Genomic DNA, 17,665 nt, shown 5'->3' with positions numbered 1-17,665 from the left:
GTACACGGCCGGTTCCTGCCGCGTCCGCGGTAGCCGGGTACGCCGCCGACGGCAGCGCGAAGTGCCTCCCCGTGCGGGACGACCGGCGGCGGGTCCGGCGGACAGGATCGTGCGACGTCCCGGAACGGGAGCCGTACGACGAGAAGGAGCACCTCATGTCCGTCCGCCATGTGCAGGCCGCGCACGCGTCGGTCCAGACGTTCGCCGCCGACGCCTACGAACTGACCACGGGGCGGCTCGTGGGCACCACGGCCGCGCTGGTGGCGCTGGCCGGCGTGATCGCCGGGACGATCGCCCTGCGCCGCGCCCGCCGGGGCGCCGACGGGAGGCGGGGAGCCCTCGCGGCCCTGGTGGCGGGGCCCGCCGCCGTGGTCGTCGGCGTGCTGAACCTGGCCGTCGCCGACGGCGGCCCCGGCACCGGCAACGGGGTGATCGGCGGCGGCATGGCCCTCCTGCTCGGACTGGCCGCCACGCTCCTCGGCGGATCGACCCTGGCCCGCTCCCGCCGCCCCGCCCCTCCGCGCACGTCCGCGTGAGGCGGGGCGGCGGCACGATTGCTCCCCTCGCCGCGGGCGGGAGTCAACAGGGGCTAGGAGAAAGGGAATCGGGACGGCGTGACGCCACGTTGTGACGTACGGGCACGCGTGCCCCGCCCACCCCGCGACGAACGGAGCACGACATGCCCAAGGTCACCGCGATCGCCCTGCTCAAGGCCGCGCCCGGCGCCGAGGAGAAGGTCCGCGCGCAGGCCCTGTCCCTCGTCGCGCCGTCGCGGGCCGAGCCGGGCAACATCAGCTACCAGGCGTACGTCCACCCCGAGGACCCCGCCGCGTGGCTGGTGTTCGAGGAGTGGGAGGACCGGCCCGCCTACGAGGCCCACCTCTCCAGCCCCCACCTCGCCGAGGCCCTCGCGGCGGGCCCCGGCCTCCTGACCGGCCCGCCGGCCGAGCACGTCTTCACGGCGGGGGAGTGACGGCCGGGGGCGACGACAAGACGAAAACCGGCGCCGGGGCCCGTCAGACCGCCGGCAGTGCCATCACGGTCTCGTCGTCCTCGTGGTCGCCGGTCGGGCGGAAGCCGAAGGAGGCGTAGAGGGCGGCGGCGGAGGCGTTGTCCGGGTGGCAGGAGAGGCGGATCTCCCGGCACTCCGGCAGGGCCGAGAGGCGCGCGACCACCGCGCCCAGGGCGGCGCGGCCCACCCCGGTGCCCTGTTCGGCCGCGTCCACCACCATGCCGCCGATCCAGTGCGTGCCGTCCTCGTCGTCGTGCGCCCACATGACGTGGCCCACGACGGCTTCACCGGCCCGGACGCCGAGGGACGTCCACACCCCGCCGCGCTGGGAGAGCAGGAGGTAGCGCGCCGCGAGCGCGGCGACGAACCGGCGCTGCCCGTCGGCGGGGGCGACGTCGGCGACGTCGCGCCAGTTGTCGTCCGTGATCTCTTCGAGCACCACGGCCCGGCCCCGGCGGTCGGTGAACTGCTGCGTCATGCGTCCCTCAACGTCTGTGCTGGTCGGAGGGGGGAGCGTAGACGGATCGGCAGGGGGTGGGACAGGGGTTTTCGGGCGTCCCGGCGCCCGTCCCGGCGCCTCCCTAGGCGGTGTGGCGGGCGAAGACCTCGCGGAGGGCGGCCAGGTCCTCGGCCCGCTGCTCGTCGCTCTCGTAGCGGCCGTTCTTCTCGCGGAGCGCCGCCAGGGCCTCCGGGGTGAAGTCCTCCCCGAAGAGGTAGGGGGCCAGGCAGTAGGAGAAGCCGGACTCCCCGAAGAGGTCGACCTCCTCCTCGCGGCAGTACGCGACGAGGCCGTCCGCCACGTGCCAGCGGGTGCCGTCGTACCAGAAGACGCCGCCCGCGTAGTGGATCGTCCGGCCGGTGTCGGGGTCCGTGAGGTTCAGCGACTCGTAGTTCTCGGGGCGGTCGCGGACCAGGTCGACGAGGGAGTCGGGGACGCCTCCGTAGAAGGACTCCTGGGGGCCGAACTCGTCCTCGCCGTACAGGTTCAGATCCGCTTCGTGGTCGAAGGTCAGCAGCAGCGCGCGGCCGTCCTCCGCGAAGTACCAGACGGCGGACTGGCCGCCGCCGTCGTTCCAGGCCAGGCGCTGCGCCCCGGGCACCGTCACCGGCGTGATCCCGGTCAGGTCGTCCACGACGGCCGCCCGGCGCCGCACTTCGGCCAGGGGGGTCGCCGTCAGGGCCCCCCACACCGGTTCGGTCGTCGTGTCGAACGTCGTGCCGGTCGTCGTGTCGTCGCTCATGCCCGGAGGCTATCCGCCGCCTGTGACAAGGACGCCGGGCCCGGGTCCCCCCAGGTTCCCCCGGGGCGCCTCCCCGGGTCCCCTCGGGGCCCCGAGGGCACCCCACGGTCACCGGTCAGGGTGTAATCCCCGCGCCGCCACGCGCGTCCCCGGGGGCGGGCGGCGCCCGGCTCCTAGCGTGGCCGGGAAGAACGATCCGGGCGGGCCGCCGCCGGGATCCCGTCCTCCGGAGGAACCATGACCACGAGCACGACCGCCGGTCTCGCCGAGCTCACCGGCGACTACGTCCTCGACCCCGCCCACACCCGGATCGGCTTCGTCGCCCGCCACGCGATGGTGACGAAGGTCCGCGGCGCCTTCCACCGGTTCGAGGGCACGGCCCGGCTCGACGGCGCCGACCCGGCCCGTTCCACCGTCCAGGTGGTCATCAAGACCGAGAGCATCGCCACCGGCGTCGAGCAGCGCGACCAGCACCTGCGCACCAACGACTTCCTCGACGCCCCGAACTTCCCCGACATCACCTTCCGCAGCACCTCGGTCGAGCCCCTCTCCGGCGAGATGTACCGCGTCACCGGCGACCTGACCGTCAAGGACACCACCAAGCCGGTCTCCATCGACTTCGAGTACACCGGCAACGCCGTCGACCCCTCCGGCAACCTGCGCGTCGGCCTGGAGGGCTCCACGACCATCTCCCGCAGGGAGTTCGGCGTGACCTGGAACGCGGCCCTGGAGGGCGGCGGCGTCCTCGTCGGTGACAAGGTCGTCCTGGAGTTCGACATCTCGGCCGTCAAGCAGGGCTAGCAGGGGACCGGCGGGGGCGACAGAGGCCGGTGGCGAGGGCGGAGGCCGCGGGGCCGGTACGGCCGCGGAGGGCGGGCCCCTCGCTAGCATGGCCGCCGGAGGCGAGGGGGCGGCGGCGTGGAGTGGTCGTGGGCGACGGGTGCGGGCGGGTTCGCCGCCGGGTTCCTGATCTCGGTCGCCACCGCGCCCGTGGGGGTCTCCGGCGCCGTCTTCCTGCTGCCGGTGCAGGTCAGCCTGCTGGGCGTGCCGAGCCCCGCCGTCACGCCGACGAACCTGCTGTACAACGTCGTGGCCGGGCCCGGCGCCCTGTTCCGGCACTGGCGGGCCGGGCGGCTCGGCGGGCCGCTGACCCGGCTGCTCGTCGCCGGGACCGTGCCCGGCGTCGTCCTCGGCGCCGCGATCCGGGTCTTCGCCGTGCCCGGACCGCGCGTCTTCCGGCTGCTCGTCGCCGCGTTGCTGCTGCCGCTCGGGCTGTGGCTGGGACTGCGCACCCTGCGCCCCGCACCGGCCCGCGCCCCGCGCCCGCCCTCGCCCCGCGCCACGAGGGCGCTGGCCCTGGCCGTCGGCGTCGCGGGAGGCGTGTACGGGATCGGCGGCGGGTCCCTCCTCGGGCCGGTGCTCGTGGGGCGGGGGAGCCCGGTCGCGACCGTCGCGCCCGCCGCCCTCGCCGCCACCTTCGTGACCTCCGTCGTGGGCGCCGCCACCTACGCCCTGCTGTCCCTCACCACCGCCGGCGACGTCGCCCCCGACTGGCTCCTCGGCCTGTCCTGCGGCGCCGGGGGACTCGCCGGCGGCTACCTCGGCGCGCACCTCCAGCCCCGCCTGCCCGAGACCGCCCTCCGCCTCCTCCTCGCGGCCCTCGCCACCGGCGTCGGCGCGCTCTACGCGGTGCAGGGCCTGCGGTAGCCCGTACCGCCCGCCCCAACCCGCCTCTTTTTAAGGAGAGGTGGGCCGGGGCGGGCTTTGTTACGGTGCCCGGATGGCATCGATCAAGGAATTCCAGGTCACCATCGACTGCGCGGACCCGATCCGCCTCGCCCGCTTCTGGTGCGAGGTGCTCGGTTACGAGCTGCCGCCGGTGCCCGAGGGCGCGGAGACGTGGGAGGAGCACTACCGGTCGCTGCCGGAGGACCGGCAGGTCCGCTACTTCCCCTGCTCCGACCCCTCCGGCAAGGGCCCGCGCCTGCTCTTCCAGCGCGTCCCCGAGGGCAAGGTCGTCAAGAACCGGGTCCACCTCGACGTGCGGACCGGCACCGGGCTCGTCGGCGAGGAGCGGCTCGCCGTCCTCCGGGCCGAGTGCGACCGGCTGGTCGCCCTCGGCGCGGTGTGCCTGGAGGTGCTCGTCGCCGACGAGGAGAACGAGTCCTGCATCAACATGCAGGACATCGAGGGCAACGAGTTCTGCCTCGACTGATCCCCCGCGGCACGCGGGGCAGGTCGCCGTCCGGATCCCGCCAGCACGACGGCGGGGCCGGGCGGAGGGTGGGGGCATGAACCTCCACGCCTTCACGGCCCGGCCCATCGAGCCCGCCGCCCTCGCCGAGCTCCGGAGCACCGACGACGCCGGCCGCCCCTGCGTCCCGTACACGCTCACCGAGGACGGCGGCCCCCTGCGCTGCTGCCTGCGGGCGGCCCGCGCCGGGGACCGCATCGCCCTCGTCTCCTACGCCCCGCTGCGGCGCTGGGCCGCCGCCACGGGCGCGCGGCCGGGGGCGTACGACGAGGTGGGGCCGGTCTTCGTGCACGCCGAGGACTGCGGCGGCCCGGAGCCCGCGGCACCGGGGACGTACCCCTTCGAGCGCGCCGGGGCCCTGCGGACCGTACGCCGCTACGACGCGGACGGCCGGATCGTCGGCGGGCGGCTCCTGGAGCTGCCCGACGTCCCGGCGGAGGGTTTCGACGAGGCGCTGACGGAGGCCTTCGCGGACCCGGCCGTGGCCCTCGTGCACGTGCGGGCCGTCGAGTACGGCTGCTTCCACTTCGAGGTCCGGCGGCCGTAGCCCCGGCGCCCGGGACCGCCACGGGGGAGGGGCCGGGAAAAAGGAGTGGCGGGGCCCCGGGGCGGATGTCTAGCTTCTGTCCCGGGGACCTTCCCGTCCCCTTCCCGTCCGTCCGTCCCCATGCGATTTCCGGGCTCCGGCCCGCCCAGAGAGGGTGTTCTATGACCCGGCCCGCGCCGAGCGCGCCTCACTCCACGGCCCCCGCCGCCTAGGCACCGACCCCGCGAGGCCCGCTCGGCCGACTCCTGCTGCCAGTGACACTTCCTCGGCAAGGAGCCTCCGGGTGACCGACAACTTCCTCATCGACACCTTCACCTGCGTGTGGTGCGGACTCACCGTCCACGCCCGCGCCGCCGGCGGACAGCGGCGCAACCACTGCCCGTCCTGCCTGCACTCGCGGCACGTCCACGACCACGTCGAGGGCGGCCCCAGCACGTGCGGGGCGCGGATGTCGCCGATCTCCATCGCCGTGCTCCGCACCGGCGACTGGACGGTCGTCCACCGCTGCGTGCGCTGCGACGAACTGACCTCCAGCCCCGTCGCGGAGGACGACAACCGGCTCATCCTCATGCGGATGGCGGTCCGGCCGCTGGCCCAGCCGCCCTTCCCGCTCGAAGCGTTCGGGGACCTGTGACATGGCCCGCCGTACGCGCGCGGACGACCGGGGCCGGCGGGCCCAGCGCCCCAAGGACGTGCTGCACGGGCAGCGCAGCGGGCACCGGGAGCAGGACTTCCGGTGCGTCGGCTGCCGGCTCGTCGTCCCGCTCGCCGCACCCGGCACCGCCCACCGCAACCACTGCCCCACCTGCCTGGCCAGCCTGCACGTGGACGGCCGGGTGCCCGGCGACCGGGCCGCCGCCTGCCGGGGACGGATGGCGCCGCTCAGCGTCTCCGTCCGCCCCGACGGCGAATGGCTGCTCGTCCACGAGTGCCTGTCCTGCGGGGAGTTGAGCGCCAACCGGATCGCCGGTGACGACAACGCCCTCGCCCTCATGCGGCTCGCCCTGCGGCCGCTGCGGGACCCGGGGGTGCCCGGCGCGGCCCACGCGGTGCTGCTCGGCCTGTAGGGGGCGAGAACGCGGGAGGCCGGTCCCGGACCCCGGGTGCGGGGTCCGGGACCGGCCTTGGGCCGTCGGCGGGGACGGGGTCAGCTGATGGACTTGATCGTCTGCCAGCCGCCGTTGCCCACCTCGACGGACGGGCCGTCGATCGGGCCGTGGATGTTGTTGCCGCCCTTGTAGAACAGCAGGGTGCCGGTGTTCGTGGTGGCCCACGAGTCGGCGACCCCGTTCAGGTCGGCGTCGGCGGCGGCGGTGACCAGGGGCCGGTTGGCCGTGAAGTAACCGCGGCCGTACTCGACCAGGGCGCCCGGGTGGAACATGCCGCCGCCCTGCCCGCTGAAGAGCCACAGCTCGCCGTCGCGGGGGTCGCGGCCCAGCAGGTCCATCGTGCCGTCCTTGTCGGCGTCGCCCGCGGAGCTGAGGTGCATCGAGGACCAGGAGCCCCAGCCGACGAAGGTCGGCCTGGAGACGGCCGGCACGGCGCCGCTCGTGCCCGTGTAGAGGGTGAGGCCCTCGTCGTAGGTGGTGAGCAGGTCGGGGTGGCCGTCGTTGTTGACGTCGCCGGGGGCCGTGACGCGGGTGGACGTGTTCAGGGTGGCGAGCTTGAGACGGGCGCCGAGGGTGCCGTCACCGCGGTTCGGGTAGACCCACAGCTCGCCGCCGACGATCGCGACGACGTCCTCCTTGCGGTCGCCGGTCCAGTCGCCGCGGTGCGTCACCGAGGCGCCGCTCCAGCCGCCGCTGCCGATCAGGATGCGCGCGCCGAGGCCGCCGTTGCCCAGGCCGGGGTACAGCCACAGCTTGCCGGTGTCCTCGATCGCGACCATGTCGGGCTTCCCGTCGCCCGTCATGTCGCCGGGGACGGCGGGCTTCGGCGTGGAGGGGAGCAGGGTCCTGTCGAGCTGGAGCCGCGGAGTGGTGGCGCCCGTGTACGTGATCGGGGTGCCGTCGGCCTCCAGCTTCGCCTCCAGCTGGTCGACCGTCAGGGTCGGGTACGCCTGCTTCAGCACGGCGAAGGCCCCGGCGACGTGCGGGGCGGCCATCGAGGTGCCGTTCTTCGGCGCGTAGAGGCCGCCGGGCACCGAGGACACGATCGTCGTGCCCGGGGCGAGGAGGTCCAGCAGCGGGCCGCGGTTGGAGAAGGTGGAGAGCTGGTCCTCGTCGGTGGTCGAGCCGACCGTGATCGCGGAGGAGATGCAGCCGGGGTTGCTGACGGCGTTGGTGGCGCCGTTGTTGCCGGCGGCGATGACGGTGGCGACGCCCGCGGAGCGCAGCGCGTCGATGACCGGCTTGCGGATGTCCTGGTCGCAGGCCACGGCCGTGGTCTGGCCGCCGAGGCTCATGTTGACCGCGGCGATGTTCATCCCCGAGTTCTTCAGGGAGAGGACCTGCTCCAGGGCCTTGATCTGGGAGCTGGTGTAGCTGCCCAGGCAGGGGGCCGAGTCGACGCCGCAGAACGCCTCGGTCTCGAACTTGGAGAAGACCTGGATGGCGACGATGTCCGCGCCGGGCGCGACGCCGTGCCGGGGCGCGCCCGTGAGCCCCGCCCCGTTGCCCGCGGCGATGCCGGCGACGTGGGTGCCGTGGGAGCAGTTGACGTCACCGGCGGCGCACGGGCCGCTCTCGACGTCGGCGCTGCCCGGGCCCTGCTGCTCGGGGGAGCCGTCGGGGCACAGGCTGCTGGTGCCGGCGACGGGGTCGTTGTCGGAGAAGCACGCCTGGGCCTTCACGCGGCCCGACAGGAAGGGGTGGTTGACGGCGACGCCGGTGTCGAGGACGGCGACCGCGGCGCCCGCACCGGTCTTCCCGGCGGCGACGGTCCGGTCGACGCCGGTCCTGACGGTCGACTCGTCCAGGGTCGGCAGGGCCACCTCGTCGACGGTGACGCTGAGGACGCCCGGCGTGGTGTTCAGCGTCTCCAGGCCGGCCTGGTCCACCCGCAGGGTGGTCATCGGCAGGACGTCGTACGAGACGAGGGTCTGGCCCGCCTCGGCGACGGAGGCCAGGGTGGACCGCTGGTCGGTGACGACGTTGACGCGGACGGTGCCGCCGTCCTGCGTCCGGTCGAACAGCGGGGCCGCCACCGGGCCGGTGCCCGTCGCGGCGGCGGCCGATCCGGCCAGCGGGCCCGCGCCCATCGGGGTGACGGTGGCCACCAGGGCCGCCGCCACGGCGGCGACCACGCCGCCTGTGCGTCTCTTCACTTGCTGCTCCAGGAAAGGGGTACGGGTGCGGGAACGCACCGGTAAGGGCTCCGGCCGGAGGTGTGGGGGCGGCCGGCCGGAGGGGGTGACGGGGAAGGAGCCGAGGGAAGAGGGGCCGGGCGCGGATGGGGATCCGTGCCCGTACCGTCGTGCCTGGGCGCGAGCGGGCCGGTGGGCGCGCGGCGGTTCGCCGGGCGGGAGGGGGGCGTGTGCCCTCAACTCGCCCTGTCAGCACCGTTCTTGGTGCGTGTTACGCCAACTCCCGCGAGAACGGCGGGAATAAGGGCGACGAGGCCGAAACGGACAGCGCATTCCTTCTGCGCACGAGTTCCCCCCTCGTGAAGAAATGCGAGCCCCGGACCGAACGGCGTGGACGCTAGAGCAAGATCCTCTTCCCGCGCAAGTACCCTTTTGAGCAGCGAAGATTGCTTATGTGATCATGGAGCGGGCGGCGGGCTCCCCCGTGCGTTCCGCACGCGTCCCCACCGGACCGCGCGTGCTTGAGTACGTGTGCATGAGTACGCGTGCTCATGCGGCGGCCCGTCCCTCCCGGGAAGCTGGACGCATGACACAGACCACCGCGCTCCGCGGCCCGCTCGCCCGCCCCGTCCTCGCCCTCGCGGCCGCCGCCCTCGCCTCCCTGGCCCTCGTCGGCTGCGGCGAGCAGGGCGGGAAGGGTCCGGCGACCGTGTCCGCGGGGAACGCCGCGACGAGCGCCGCCCCGACGAGCGCGGCGCCGACGACGCCGCCCGGCCAGGCCGCGTACGAGGCGATGCTCGCGAAGGTCGCGCAGACGTGTCCCCCGCCCGGCGAGAAGCCCGCCGCCCCGCCGTCGCCGGCCGCCCCGCCGAAGGGGGAGCAGAGCGTCGCCCCCGACGGCTCCGTGCCCTCCCAGCCCGTCCTCGACGGGCCCGAGACGGAGCTGGACACCCGCGAGTGGTGCGTGAGCGTCCAGCACGAGCAGCGCGTCCTCGAAGTGCTCCAGAAGGTCGCGAAGCCCACCCCGGCGACCGTCCGCAAGGCCCTGAACGGCCTCGGCTACATCGACGCCCACATCCACGACCTCGCGCAGGACGGCGCCGTCGTCAGCTTCCGCCTCGACCTGCGCGAGAGCGGCGGCCGGCTCTGCGAGACCGGCACCGCGGCCGGCGAGGAGAGCGACATCGACCCGTGCCTGGCCTCCGCCACCGGACCGTTCACGGTGGAGAAGACCTGGAAGCGCCCCGCCTGAGGAAGTCTGTCAACTCCGGGAACTCCAGGGGCCCCGGAAACGTAGGCCGCGCCCGCGACGTCACGCGGGCGCGGCCTTTTCGTGCGGGGGTCGCGGGGGTACGGCTCAGGCGCGCTGCTCCTGCGCGGAAGCGGGCCCGGCAGCCGATCCGGCAGCGGGCCCGGGGGCGGCGGCGCCCTCCTCCGCCAGCCGGTCCGCGGCCTCCCTCGCCGCGCGGGCGACGGCCGTCCGGTTGCGGCGGGCCGTGCGCAGGGCGTCCCAGGTGAGGATCGTCAGGGCCAGCCAGACCAGCGAGAAGCCCGCCCAGCGCTCCGGCGGCATCGCCTCGTGGAAGTACGTGACGCCCAGCAGGAACTGGAAGGTCGGCGCCAGGTACTGGAGCAGGCCCAGCGTGGAGAGCGGCACCCGGATCGCCGCCGCGCCGAAGCAGACCAGCGGGATCGCCGTGACGATGCCGGTCGAGGCCAGGAGGGCCATGTGACCGGCGCCCTCGGTGCCGAAGGCGAGCGTGCCCCGGCTGCCGAGCAGGACCAGGTAGGCGAGGGCGGGCAGGAACTGCACGGCCGTCTCCGCCGCCAGCGACTCCAGGCCGCCGAGGTTCACCTTCTTCTTCACCAGGCCGTAGACCGCGAAGGAGAACGCCAGGGTGAGGGAGATCCACGGCGGGCGGCCGGCGGCGACGGCCAGGACCAGCACGGCCGCGAAGCCGATGCCGACCGCCGTCCACTGGGCCGGGCGCAGCCGCTCCTTGAGGACGAGGACGCCGAGCGCGATCGTGACCAGGGGGTTGATGAAGTAGCCGAGGGACGCCTCGACGACGTGGCCGGTGTTGACCGCCCAGATGTACAGGCCCCAGTTGACCGTGATCACGGCGGCGGCGACGGTCAGCAGGCCCAGCTTGCGCGGGCTGGCCGCGAGCTCCTTCACCCAGCCCCAGCGCCGCAGCACCAGCAGGGCGAGGCCGACGAAGACGAACGACCACACCATGCGGTGGGCCAGGATCTCGCCCGCGCTCGCCGGCTTGAGCAGCGGCCAGTAGAGCGGGACCAGGCCCCACATGCCGTAGGCGGCGAAGCCGTACAGGAGGCCGGCGCGGCCCTCGCCGCCGCTCCCCCCGGTGCCGCCCCCCGTCGTGCCGATCTCTTCCCCTGGTCGTCCGCCCATGAAAGCCTCCCGCCCTGCGCCGCGCTGTCCCGACGAAGGTAGCGCCGCACAGGGCCGGCTGTCATGCGTGTACCGCTATACGGTCATGACCTTGGAGGAGGGGTCACCCGGCCGCGGCGAGGGCCTCGGCGACCGTGGTGCCGATCGGGGTGGTCGGACGGCCGATCAGCCGCGCCAGGTCGCCGGTCCGGACCGCGAGCGAACCCCGCGCGATCGCCTCGTCCACGTCCACGAGGATCGCGGCGAAGGGCTCCGGGACCCCGGCGCCCGTCAGGATCTCCAGGTGGGCCGCGGCCGGCACGTTCGTGTAGACGATCTCCCGGCCGCTGCGGGCGGCGACCTCCGCCGCGTACTCGGCGAGCGACCACGCCTCGTCGCCGCTCAGCTCGTACGCCCGGCCCGTGTGCTCGTCGAGCGGGCCGGTCAGCACCGCCGCCGCGGCGGCCGCGTAGTCGGCGCGCGTCGCGGAGGCCACCCGGCCCTCGCCCGCGTTGGCGACGACGGCGCCGTGCGCGAGGACGGGGGCGAGGTTCGCCGTGTAGTTCTCGCTGTACCAGCCGTTGCGGAGGAAGGTGTGCGGCAGGCCGGAGGCGAGGATCAGCGCCTCGGTCTCCTTGTGCTCCGCGGCCAGGTCGAAGTCGGCGTCCGGGCCGCCCAGGACGCCGGTGTACGCGAGCTGGGCCACGCCCGCCGCCTTGGCCGCGTCGATCACCGCGGCGTGCTGCGGCACCCGCCGTCCGACCTCGCTGCCGGAGATCAGCAGCACCCGGTCGCCCGCCCCGAAGGCGCCGGCGAGCGTCTCGGGCCGGTCGTAGTCGGCGATCCGCAGCTCGACGCCGCGGTCCGCGAGGTCGGCGGCCTTCTCCTTGTCCCGCACGACGGCGGCGACGGACCCGGCGGGGACGGCCGGGTCGGCGAGGAGGGCGTCGACGACGAGACGGCCGAGCTGTCCGGTGGCTCCGGTGACGACGATGCTCATGGGGCTTTCCTTCTCCCTGGGGGGGCGGGGCGGGTACGCACTCACCGTACGTCGGGCGCTAACCAGGAGAAAGTACCCACTTTGAAGTAAGGTACTGGTGTGAAGGTAAGCAACCAGGTGAACGCGGAGATCCCGGCGGAACCCCTCCTGACGGGGACCGGCGCCGACGGAGCCCTCTGCCCGTCCCGCCTCGTCCTGGAGCACGTCACCAGCCGCTGGGGCGTCCTCGTCCTGATCGCCCTCCTGGAGCGCGGCTACCGCTTCAGCGAGCTGCGCCGCAGGATCGGCGGCGTCAGCGAGAAGATGCTCACCCAGACCCTCCAGACCCTGGAGCGCGACGGCTTCGTCGACCGCGACGCCAAGCCCGTCATCCCGCCCCGCGTCGACTACAGCCTCACCCCCCTCGGCGAGGAGGCCGCCCGGCGCGTCGAGGCCCTCGCCCGCTGGACCGAGTCCCGCGTCCCCGCCGTCGAGGAGGCCCGCGCACGCTACGACGAGGGGCGCGGCTGAAGCAGCCGCGCCCCCGGACGTCCCTGACCTGCGACCGGGTCAGCCGACCACCGTCCAGGTGTCGTTGCCCGCGAGCAGCCGGCCGAGGTCGCCCTCGCCCTGCTGTTCGACGGCGTGGTCGAGCTGGTCGGCCATCAGCGTGTCGTAGACCGGGCGTTCCACCGAGCGGAAGACGCCGATGGGGGTGTGGTGGAGGGTGTCGGGGTCGGCGAGGCGCGACAGCGCGAAGGCGGTCGTGGGCGAGGGGGTGTGGGCGTCGTGGACGAGGATCCGGTCCTCGTTGTCGGGGGTGACGGTGACGACCTCCAGGTCGCCGGTGGCCGGGTCGCGGACCACGCCCTTGTCGTTCTCGGCGCCGAAGCGGATGGGCTGCCCGTGTTCCAGGCGGATCACGGCCTCCTTGGCCTGGTCCTTGTCCTTGAGGGCTTCGAAGGCGCCGTCGTTGAAGATGTTGCAGTTCTGGTAGATCTCCACCAGCGCGGTGCCGTCGTGTTCGGCGGCCCGGCGCAGTACCTCGGTGAGGTGTTTGCGGTCGGAGTCGACCGTGCGGGCGACGAAGGTGGCCTCGGCGCCGATCGCGAGGGAGACGGGGTTGAAGGGGGCGTCGAGGGAGCCCATCGGGGTCGACTTGGTGATCTTGCCGACCTCGGAGGTGGGGGAGTACTGGCCCTTGGTGAGGCCGTAGATCCGGTTGTTGAAGAGCAGGATCTTGAGGTTGACGTTGCGGCGCAGGGCGTGGATGAGGTGGTTGCCGCCGATGGACAGGGCGTCGCCGTCGCCGGTGACCACCCATACCGACAGGTCGCGGCGGGAGGTGGCGAGGCCGGTGGCGATGGCGGGGGCGCGGCCGTGGATGGAGTGCATCCCGTAGGTGTTCATGTAGTACGGGAAGCGGGAGGAGCAGCCGATGCCGGAGACGAAGACGATGTTCTCCTTCGCCAGGCCGAGTTCGGGCATGAAGCCCTGGACGGCGGCGAGGACGGCGTAGTCGCCGCAGCCGGGGCACCAGCGGACTTCCTGGTCGGACTTGAAGTCTTTCATCGTCTGGACGGCCTCGGCCTTCGGCACGAGGTTCAGGAGCGATTCACTCATCGATGGCCTCCTTGAGGGCGGCGGCGAGCTGCTCGGCCTTGAACGGCATGCCGTTGACCTGGGTGTGGGAGCGGGCGTCGACGAGGTACTGCGCCCGGACGAGGGTGGCGAGCTGGCCGAGGTTCATCTCCGGGACCACGACCTTCCCGTACCGCGCCAGGACCTCGCCGAGGTTCTTCGGGAAGGGGTTGAGGTGGCGCAGGTGGGCCTGGGCGATGTGGCCGCCCTCGCGGCGGACGCGGCGCACGGCGGCGGTGATCGGCCCGTAGGTGGAGCCCCAGCCGAGGACCAGGGTGTCCGCGCCGTCCGGGTCGTCGACCTCCAGGTCGGGCACGGTGATGCCGTCGATCTTGGCCTGGCGGGTGCGGACCATGAGGTCGTGGTTGGCGGGGTCGTAGGAGATGTTGCCGGTGCCGTCCTGTTTCTCGATGCCGCCGATGCGGTGCTCCAGGCCGGGCGTGCCCGGGACGGCCCAGGGGCGGGCGAGGGTCTCGGGGTCGCGCTTGTAGGGCCAGAAGACCTCGGTGCCGTCGGCCAGGGTGTGGTTCGGGCCGGTGGCGAAGGCGGTGGTCAGGTCGGGCAGGGAGCCGGTCTCGGGGATCCGCCAGGGCTCGGAGCCGTTGGCGAGGTAGCCGTCGGACAGCAGGAAGACCGGCGTGCGGTATGTCAGCGCGATCCGGGCCGCCTCCAGGGCGGCGTCGAAGCAGTCCGCCGGCGTCTTCGGGGCGACGACCGGCAACGGGGCCTCGCCGTTGCGCCCGTACATCGCCTGGAGCAGGTCGGCCTGCTCGGTCTTGGTCGGCAGGCCCGTGGACGGGCCGCCGCGCTGGATGTCCACGACCAGCAGCGGCAGCTCCAGGGAGACCGCCAGACCGATCGTCTCGGACTTCAGCGCCACACCCGGGCCGGAGGTCGTCGTCACGGCCAGCGAGCCGCCGAAGGCCGCGCCGAGCGCCGCGCCGATGCCGGCGATCTCGTCCTCGGCCTGGAAGGTCCGCACACCGAAGTTCTTGTGCCGGCTGAGCTCGTGCAGGATGTCCGAGGCCGGGGTGATCGGGTACGAGCCCAGGTAGAGCGGCAGCCCCGCCTGGGTCGCCGCGGCGATCAGGCCGTAGGACAGGGCCAGGTTCCCCGAGATGTTGCGGTACGTGCCGGCGGGGAAGGCGCGGGTCGCGGGGGCGACCTCGTAGGAGACGGCGAAGTCCTCGGTGGTCTCCCCGAAGTTCCAGCCGGCCCGGAAAGCGGCCACGTTCGCCTCGGCGATCTGCGGCTTCTTCGCGAACTTCGACCGCAGGAACGCCTCGGTGCCCTCCGTCGGCCGGTGGTACATCCAGGACAGCAGCCCGAGCGCGAACATGTTCTTGCTCCGCTCGGCCTCCTTCCTCGACAGCCCGAACTCCTTCAGCGCCTCGATCGTCAGGGTCGTCAGCGGCACCGGGTGCACCCGGTAGCCGTCCAGCGACCCGTCCTCCAGCGGCGAGGTGGCGTAGCCGACCTTGGCCATGGCGCGCTTGGCGAACTCGTCGGTGTTCACGATGATCTCGCCGCCGCGCGGCACGTCGGCGATGTTCGCCTTCAGCGCGGCCGGGTTCATCGCGACCAGCACGTCCGGCGCGTCGCCCGGGGTCAGGATGTCGTGGTCGGCGAAGTGCAGCTGGAACGACGACACACCCGGCAGGGTGCCCGCGGGGGCCCGGATCTCGGCCGGGAAGTTCGGCAGCGTCGACAGATCGTTCCCGAACGACGCCGTCTCCGAGGTGAACCGGTCACCCGTGAGCTGCATGCCGTCACCGGAATCCCCCGCGAACCGGATGATCACCCGGTCCAGGCGGCGGACCTCCTTCTCGGCGCCGGGGCGGGCCTCCGCGGGGGCGCTGCGCTGCTCCCCGAGGAGGGCCTCGCCGGCCTCGCTACTGACCTGGCTGGTCACTGAACTGGACCTCCCTAGCGGCAAGCGGGACTCTGGGCCCACCCTACGACGGGGCGGTGGATCTTCCCTGGAATCCCACATGATGGGCCATGAAATGAGACGCCCTTATGGCCTTCTCTGTCCTGTTCTGTCCGCAACTGGATCATTCCGGAATGTCTTGTTCCGTCTCGTTCTTCCAGCCTAGGACCCGCCGGGGGCCCCGGACGCCTCTATCTGACAGAGTGTCAGAAAATCAAGGTTCCGGGGCGGAATCCGGGCCGGTCCGCGACCCCGCCCGCGATTCCCGTCGGTGAGGCGGTACCCCCGCTAGGAGCGCAGATACGTCAGGACCGCCAGCACCCGCCGGTGGTCGCCCTCGCTCGGCGAGAGGCCCAGCTTCAGGAAGATGTTGCCGATGTGCTTCTCCACGGCGCCGTCGCTCACCACCAGCTGCTTCGCGATCGCCGAGTTCGTCCGCCCCTCGGCCATCAGACCGAGGACCTCCCGCTCGCGCGGCGTCAGGTGGGCCAGCACGTCCTGCTGCCGGCTCCGGCCCAGCAGCTGCTGCACCACCTCCGGGTCCAGGGCCGTACCGCCCCCGGCCACCCGGACCACCGCCTCGGTGAACTCGCGCACCTCCGCCACCCGGTCCTTCAGCAGGTACCCCACGCCCCGCGTGGAACCGGCCAGCAGTTCGGTGGCGTACTGCTCCTCCACGTACTGCGACAGCACCAGCACCCCCAGCCCCGGATGGTCGGCGCGCAGCCGCACCGCCGCCCGCACCCCCTCGTCCGTGTGCGTCGGGGGCATCCGCACGTCCGCCACCACCACGTCGGGCAGGGCCCCCGCGTCCGCCAGCTCGGCCACCGTCTTCACCAGCGCCTCGCCGTCCCCGACCCCGGCGACGACCTCGTGCCCCCGGTCCGTCAGCAGCCGGGTCAGCCCCTCCCGCAACAGCACCGAATCCTCGGCGATCACCACGCGCACCCGGCCCGCCGCCTCTTCCACGCCCACGTCCACGACCCCCACGTCCCTGCTCCTCGGCCTTCGCGCGACCCGGCCGGCCGCGCCCGGCCAGCATCGCAGGAAAGCCCCCGGAGGAGACGGGGCGCCTCAGGCACGCCAGGGCAGCTCGGCCGTCACCGTCGTCGGACCGCCCTCCGGCGAATCCACCGCCAGCACCCCGTCCACCGACCGCAGCCGCTCCGCGAGCCCCGCGAGACCCCGGCCCCGCGCCGGGTCCGCGCCGCCCGCGCCGTCGTCCCGGACCTGGAGCATCAGCCGGTCCTCCGACCGCCACACGTCCACCGAGGCCCGCCGCGCCCGCGCGTGCTCCGACACGTTCCGCAGCAGCTCCACCACCGTGAAGTAGGCCAGGCCCTCGATCGCCGCCACCGGCCGCCCCGGCAGGTCCACCGTCACCGCCACCGGCACCGCGGACCGGCCCGCCACCGACGACAGGGCCGCGTCGAGCCCCCGGTCGGTCAGCACCGCCGGGTGGATGCCCCGAGCCAGGTCCCGCAGCTCCTTCAGTGCCAGCTTCACCTCGCCGTGCGCCTCGTCCACCAGCACCGCCGCCGCCTCCGGGTCCCCGGCCAGCTTCTCCTTCGCGAGCCCCAGGTCCATCGCCAGCGACGCCAGCCGCGCCTGCGGCCCGTCGTGCAGCTCCCGCTCGATCCGCCGCAGGTCCGCCGCCGCCGTGTCCACGGCCACGCCCCGGTCCGACTCCAGCTCCGTCACCCGCCGCGCGAGCCGCCCCGGCCCGAGCAGCCCCGTCACCAGCAGCCGGTCCACCGCCGTCAGCCCCCGCAGCAGCGGCGGCCACAGCAGCACGAAGACCAGCCCCACCAGACAGGCGGCGCCCACCTCGAAGGGCGAGTCGACGTACAGGGCGCGGGTCTCGTCCCCGTACAGCTGGATCCCGTCCTGCCCGAGGTACGCCGGGAAGACCCACCGCCACACCGGATACGTGAACAGCCCCCAGCCCCACGTGAAGAAGGACACCGACACCGAGAACGAGAACACCGCCCACGGGAAGTGCGCGAACGCGTACAGCAGGTGCCGCCACGAGGCCCCGCTCCGCAGCATCGCCGTCATCCACGAGAACGCCCCGCCGGTCCGCCCCCGCACCGGCGCGGGAGCCGGCACGTCCACGCCCAGCAGCCCCCGCACCCGGGCCCGCTCCACCGCCCCGAGCCCCCGGGACACGGCCAGCGACACGGCCAGCACCGGGATCCCCAGGAAGGTGATCAGCAGCCCGACCCCGAGAGAGGTCAGCGACACGGCGAGCGAGAACGCGAGCACGCTCAGCGGCAGCCCCACCAGCGTGAAGAGGAAGGCCCGCCAGGTGCGCCCCTGGAAGGGGGCGCGGAGCGCGGAGGGAACGAGCGGCGAATCCATCGGGGGCGTCCTTCGCAGGTCGGGGTTCCGGTGCGTACGACCCCAGGTTTCCGCCCGGACC

19 protein-coding genes are annotated in these 17,665 nt (G+C 73.7%); 10 read left to right on the top strand and 9 right to left on the bottom strand.

The window, feature by feature from the left end:
* Nucleotides 1–155 precede the first annotated feature (155 nt).
* Together IE326_RS09060 and IE326_RS09055 are read left to right on the top strand one after the other, a co-directional pair.
* A complete protein-coding gene (locus tag IE326_RS09060) occupies nt 156–536 on the top strand; it encodes a DUF6223 family protein (protein ID WP_150230631.1) in 381 nt (126 codons plus the stop codon).
* A gap of 143 nt (nt 537–679) precedes the next feature.
* On the top strand, nt 680–973 hold the full coding sequence (locus IE326_RS09055; protein WP_150230633.1) for a putative quinol monooxygenase: 294 nt from the start codon (nt 680–682) through the stop codon (nt 971–973).
* Between the two features lie 43 nt (nt 974–1,016).
* On the opposite strand, the gene IE326_RS09050 is transcribed toward IE326_RS09055, so the two are convergent.
* On the bottom strand, nt 1,017–1,490 hold the full coding sequence (locus IE326_RS09050) for a GNAT family N-acetyltransferase (RefSeq protein WP_190041233.1): 474 nt from the start codon (nt 1,488–1,490) through the stop codon (nt 1,017–1,019).
* A 103-nt stretch (nt 1,491–1,593) separates the two neighbouring features.
* On the bottom strand, nt 1,594–2,253 hold the full coding sequence (locus IE326_RS09045) for a hypothetical protein (RefSeq protein WP_150230638.1): 660 nt from the start codon (nt 2,251–2,253) through the stop codon (nt 1,594–1,596).
* Nucleotides 2,254–2,490: 237 nt separating this feature from the next.
* Here IE326_RS09045 and IE326_RS09040 point away from each other — a divergent pair, with 237 nt between their 5' ends.
* From IE326_RS09040 to IE326_RS09015, 6 genes are all read left to right on the top strand, one after another.
* On the top strand, nt 2,491–3,054 hold the full coding sequence (locus IE326_RS09040; protein ID WP_150230640.1) for a YceI family protein: 564 nt from the start codon (nt 2,491–2,493) through the stop codon (nt 3,052–3,054).
* Between the two features lie 117 nt (nt 3,055–3,171).
* On the top strand, nt 3,172–3,960 hold the full coding sequence (locus IE326_RS09035; protein WP_190041232.1) for a TSUP family transporter: 789 nt from the start codon (nt 3,172–3,174) through the stop codon (nt 3,958–3,960).
* Between the two features lie 73 nt (nt 3,961–4,033).
* The gene (locus IE326_RS09030) at nt 4,034–4,468 is read left to right on the top strand and encodes a VOC family protein (RefSeq protein WP_190041231.1); all 435 of its coding nucleotides are present in this window, start codon (nt 4,034–4,036) and stop codon (nt 4,466–4,468) included.
* Between the two features lie 76 nt (nt 4,469–4,544).
* Nucleotides 4,545–5,054: a DUF1203 domain-containing protein gene (locus IE326_RS09025; protein WP_190041230.1), complete on the top strand. Its 510-nt coding sequence runs from the start codon at nt 4,545–4,547 to the stop codon at nt 5,052–5,054.
* Between the two features lie 283 nt (nt 5,055–5,337).
* Nucleotides 5,338–5,688 carry an RNHCP domain-containing protein gene (locus IE326_RS09020; RefSeq protein ID WP_150230652.1) on the top strand — a complete coding sequence of 117 codons (351 nt, stop codon included), beginning with the start codon at nt 5,338–5,340 and terminating at the stop codon, nt 5,686–5,688.
* A 1-nt stretch (nt 5,689) separates the two neighbouring features.
* Nucleotides 5,690–6,121, top strand: a complete 432-nt coding sequence (locus IE326_RS09015) for an RNHCP domain-containing protein (RefSeq protein WP_150230654.1) — start codon at nt 5,690–5,692, stop codon at nt 6,119–6,121.
* Nucleotides 6,122–6,201: 80 nt separating this feature from the next.
* On the opposite strand, the gene IE326_RS40595 is transcribed toward IE326_RS09015, so the two are convergent.
* Nucleotides 6,202–8,319, bottom strand: coding sequence for a S8 family serine peptidase (locus IE326_RS40595; RefSeq protein ID WP_229915255.1), 2,118 nt, complete (start codon nt 8,317–8,319; stop codon nt 6,202–6,204).
* Between the two features lie 565 nt (nt 8,320–8,884).
* Here IE326_RS40595 and IE326_RS09000 point away from each other — a divergent pair.
* A complete protein-coding gene (locus tag IE326_RS09000) occupies nt 8,885–9,550 on the top strand; it encodes a hypothetical protein (RefSeq protein ID WP_150230656.1) in 666 nt (221 codons plus the stop codon).
* Between the two features lie 105 nt (nt 9,551–9,655).
* On the opposite strand, the gene rarD is transcribed toward IE326_RS09000, so the two are convergent.
* Both rarD and IE326_RS08990 read right to left on the bottom strand, forming a co-directional pair.
* Nucleotides 9,656–10,714 carry an EamA family transporter RarD gene (gene rarD, locus IE326_RS08995; protein ID WP_190041229.1) on the bottom strand — a complete coding sequence of 353 codons (1,059 nt, stop codon included), beginning with the start codon at nt 10,712–10,714 and terminating at the stop codon, nt 9,656–9,658.
* 103 nt (nt 10,715–10,817) lie between these two features.
* Nucleotides 10,818–11,693, bottom strand: a complete 876-nt coding sequence (locus IE326_RS08990) for an NmrA family NAD(P)-binding protein (protein WP_150230660.1) — start codon at nt 11,691–11,693, stop codon at nt 10,818–10,820.
* 129 nt (nt 11,694–11,822) lie between these two features.
* Here IE326_RS08990 and IE326_RS08985 point away from each other — a divergent pair, with 129 nt between their 5' ends.
* Nucleotides 11,823–12,203: a winged helix-turn-helix transcriptional regulator gene (locus tag IE326_RS08985; protein ID WP_211821888.1), complete on the top strand. Its 381-nt coding sequence runs from the start codon at nt 11,823–11,825 to the stop codon at nt 12,201–12,203.
* Nucleotides 12,204–12,242: 39 nt separating this feature from the next.
* Here the strand turns inward: IE326_RS08985 and IE326_RS08980 are convergent, their stop codons facing one another.
* The 4 genes from IE326_RS08980 to IE326_RS08965 form a co-directional block, all read right to left on the bottom strand.
* Nucleotides 12,243–13,295, bottom strand: a complete 1,053-nt coding sequence (locus IE326_RS08980; RefSeq protein ID WP_190041228.1) for a 2-oxoacid:ferredoxin oxidoreductase subunit beta — start codon at nt 13,293–13,295, stop codon at nt 12,243–12,245.
* On the bottom strand, nt 13,288–15,225 hold the full coding sequence (locus tag IE326_RS08975) for a 2-oxoacid:acceptor oxidoreductase subunit alpha (RefSeq protein ID WP_190041227.1): 1,938 nt from the start codon (nt 15,223–15,225) through the stop codon (nt 13,288–13,290). The genes IE326_RS08980 and IE326_RS08975 overlap by 8 nt, the downstream gene beginning before the upstream one ends.
* Nucleotides 15,226–15,531: 306 nt before the next feature.
* Entirely contained in the window at nt 15,532–16,191 is a 660-nt protein-coding gene (locus tag IE326_RS08970) for a response regulator transcription factor (RefSeq protein ID WP_030761496.1), read from the bottom strand.
* A 126-nt stretch (nt 16,192–16,317) separates the two neighbouring features.
* Nucleotides 16,318–17,604: a sensor histidine kinase gene (locus IE326_RS08965; protein WP_150230664.1), complete on the bottom strand. Its 1,287-nt coding sequence runs from the start codon at nt 17,602–17,604 to the stop codon at nt 16,318–16,320.
* Between the last annotated feature and the right edge of the window lie 61 nt (nt 17,605–17,665).

It is taken from the genome of Streptomyces filamentosus (assembly GCF_014654895.1).
Lineage (GTDB): Bacteria > Actinomycetota > Actinomycetes > Streptomycetales > Streptomycetaceae > Streptomyces > Streptomyces filamentosus.
Note: the sequence above shows the minus strand (reverse complement) of the source record. Positions and strands in the feature narration are given on the sequence as shown.